The following is a 2519-nucleotide window of genomic DNA, read 5'->3' as shown; positions in this document are numbered from 1 at the left end:
CCCCGTCACTATACGGGGAGAAGTGCCCGGCAGGGCGATGAGGGGCAGCGCCGGCTTCCACAATTGGTGGTCCCGCCACACGTTGAAACTGTCACCGGTCTGAAGCGATTGCCAAGCCGGCTTGCCCCCAGTCAGCTTGCCTTGACGCGCCGCAGCCGCTATCGCCTGCCCATTGCACACCTGCCCAGGACAGACCATGACCCGACCGATCATCGTGTTCGACCTCGACGGTACGCTGATCGACACAGCGCCGGACCTGCTCGACAGCCTCAACCACAGCCTGGCCGCCAGCGAGATCGCGGCGGTCGACGAAGCCGGCTTCAGGCGTTTTGTCGGTCACGGCGGCCGGGTGATGATCGAGCGGGCGCACGCCGCCCATCAGCGATCGCTTGCCGTCGAGGAGCATGACCGGCTGCTGAAACTTTTCCTCGACCACTACACGCTCAACATCCCCGGCAAGTCGCGCCCCTATCCCGGTGTCGTCGAGGCGATCGCGCGCTTCGAGGATGCCGGCTATATCCTGGCCATCTGCACCAACAAATACGAAGCCAACTCGCTGGCGCTGATCGAGGCGCTCGGCCTGACCAAACATTTCGCGGCCATCGCCGGCCAGGACACGTTCGCCTTCCGCAAGCCCGACCCGCGCCATCTGATCGAGACCATCAAGCTGGCCGGCGGCGACCCGCACCGCGCGCTGATGGTCGGCGATTCGCAAACCGACATCGACACGGCAAAAGCCGCCGGCATCCCCGTGGTGGCGGTCGATTTCGGCTACACCGACCGCCATGTCCGCGAATTCGAACCCTCGGCGGTGATTTCGCATTTCGACGCGCTGACGCTCGATCTGGCGCAAAGGCTGATTGCCGCTGCCGGAAACTGACCGGAAGGCGGCCGGCGTCGGTCCGAGACAGGGCGCAAAGCACAGCAAAACCGATCCGTGTCAGAACGCCGGACACCGCCTTGACTTACCGCACCCGCCTCCCTTATATCGCGGCTCGCTTGGCCTTCGGGCTACGAGCGGGCGATTAGCTCAGCGGGAGAGCACACCCTTCACACGGGTGGGGTCGCAGGTTCAATCCCTGCATCGCCCACCAAATCCTTACGGAAGTCGGCGATGTCTGGAGATGCGCCGGTCGAGCCGCGATCAGCGCTTCATCGATTGCAGGATGGCCTGCATGTGCTCTTCCAGGTCGAGTTCACCCCGAGCCTCAGCGGTCAACAGGTAATCGGCCTTGGCCTGGCGGTCGCCTCGGCTGATCGCCGGATAGGAGCAGATGGCCAGCAAGGCTTCCTGTTCGATCCGGTCTGCCCTCTTGCGTTCGTGGCTGCTGCTGCCCGCTTGATGAACAACCCTGTGAAGCCCGACATAGCTGGCTTCATGGGCTCCGATCAGCGCCCGCAATTCGGGCGAAGCCCCTTCCGCTTCGGCAAACGTCGGTTCAATGGCCGAGGCCACGGCGGTGAACGCAAGAAGTGTACGGCGGGTGATTTCGGGCATGCCTCGTATCCTGCTGTCTGATCATGCAGGCACACCATAGCACCGGCGCAACGGTTCGAAGAGATGCTCAGGAACGCGACCGCACTGTCTGCTGACAAAATGTATTCGCTTCCGTAGCCCGCCCGCCCAGCAGCCGGTGTGGCCTTAAGTCGCAATGATTGGCTTGCGAAAGCAGGGTTTCGGGCTTCAATGACGCTGCGATCATCACCATATGGTGATCCACAGCCCTCCAAAACGAGAGAAGCTCGCTTTGACGCGGTCGCACAGCGGCCGTCAGCCGGCAATGGCTATGAACCAGGAACCTGAAAAACCATGCCAGAAAATGTCAGACCGATTTCGAAAGACGTCCCCCTCATTCAGCTAGGCGTCTATCAGTGCCGCTTCCCGGTGAGCGAAGACCGGTCGGTACCCGGCGGTTATCGTTTCTGTGCTGGGCCAACTTCGGCGGATCGCGTCTATTGCGATCACCACCACAGCATCGTGACCGCCGTCGACCCTCGTCGAACCCGTTCAGGTCTCCACCCCGCTCAACGACGCGCCGCGTAAGTCAAGCGGGCGGCGGCCCTCATTCGGGCAGCTGCAAACCGGTGGACTGAATCGGCACGCATTCCGGCTGCGGAACAAACCGGCACGCCAGCGAGTTTCTGTCCGACGGAAACTTGAGGGAAAGCCATGTCCAGATTGCTGCTGGCGACCAGCGTCGCCGTTCTTCTCGCCGGCGGGCCAGCTTTGGCGGCGGACGACAAGCCGCTGCCGCCGCCCAATGCCAAGAAGCTGTCGGAGATCATCGCCAAGGTCGAGCAGCGCGACGGCTTTCGCTATGTGGACGAGGTCGACTGGGACAGCGGCGCCTACACCGTCACCTATTACACGGCGGACAAGGCAAAGGTTGAAATCACCTACGATCCTGTGACGGCGGAGCCGAAATAGGGTTCGCCGCATCAAATTAGCCAGCCTTCCCGGCGCCGGCGCCGCCCCTCACCTGCCTGCCGGCATCCTCTCCCCGTATAGTAACGGGGAG

4 protein-coding genes and 1 tRNA gene are annotated in these 2519 nt (G+C 62.8%); 4 read left to right on the top strand and 1 reads right to left on the bottom strand.

Annotation, left to right across the window (positions count from 1 at the left end; translation table 11 throughout):
• The first annotated feature begins 196 nt into the window (after window positions 1-196).
• Both EOC06_RS35855 and EOC06_RS35850 read left to right on the top strand, forming a co-directional pair.
• Window positions 197-880, top strand: coding sequence for a phosphoglycolate phosphatase (locus EOC06_RS35855; RefSeq protein ID WP_128310019.1), 684 nt, complete (start codon window positions 197-199; stop codon window positions 878-880).
• A 139-nt stretch (window positions 881-1019) separates the two neighbouring features.
• Window positions 1020-1094: transfer RNA gene (locus EOC06_RS35850), tRNA-Val, on the top strand.
• 50 nt (window positions 1095-1144) lie between these two features.
• Here EOC06_RS35850 and EOC06_RS35845 read toward each other — a convergent pair.
• A complete protein-coding gene (locus EOC06_RS35845) occupies window positions 1145-1498 on the bottom strand; it encodes a hypothetical protein (RefSeq protein ID WP_128310018.1) in 354 nt (117 codons plus the stop codon).
• A gap of 312 nt (window positions 1499-1810) precedes the next feature.
• On the opposite strand from EOC06_RS35845, the gene EOC06_RS45255 reads away from it, so the two are divergent.
• Window positions 1811-2044, top strand: coding sequence for a GcrA family cell cycle regulator (locus EOC06_RS45255; RefSeq protein WP_127224137.1), 234 nt, complete (start codon window positions 1811-1813; stop codon window positions 2042-2044).
• 126 nt (window positions 2045-2170) lie between these two features.
• Window positions 2171-2428, top strand: a complete 258-nt coding sequence (locus EOC06_RS35835) for a PepSY domain-containing protein (RefSeq protein ID WP_127332369.1) — start codon at window positions 2171-2173, stop codon at window positions 2426-2428.
• Window positions 2429-2519: the final 91 nt, after the last annotated feature.

The organism is Mesorhizobium sp. M7A.F.Ca.MR.362.00.0.0 (assembly GCF_004023175.1).
In the GTDB taxonomy this organism is placed as follows: domain Bacteria; phylum Pseudomonadota; class Alphaproteobacteria; order Rhizobiales; family Rhizobiaceae; genus Mesorhizobium.
Note: the sequence above shows the minus strand (reverse complement) of the source record. Positions and strands in the feature narration are given on the sequence as shown.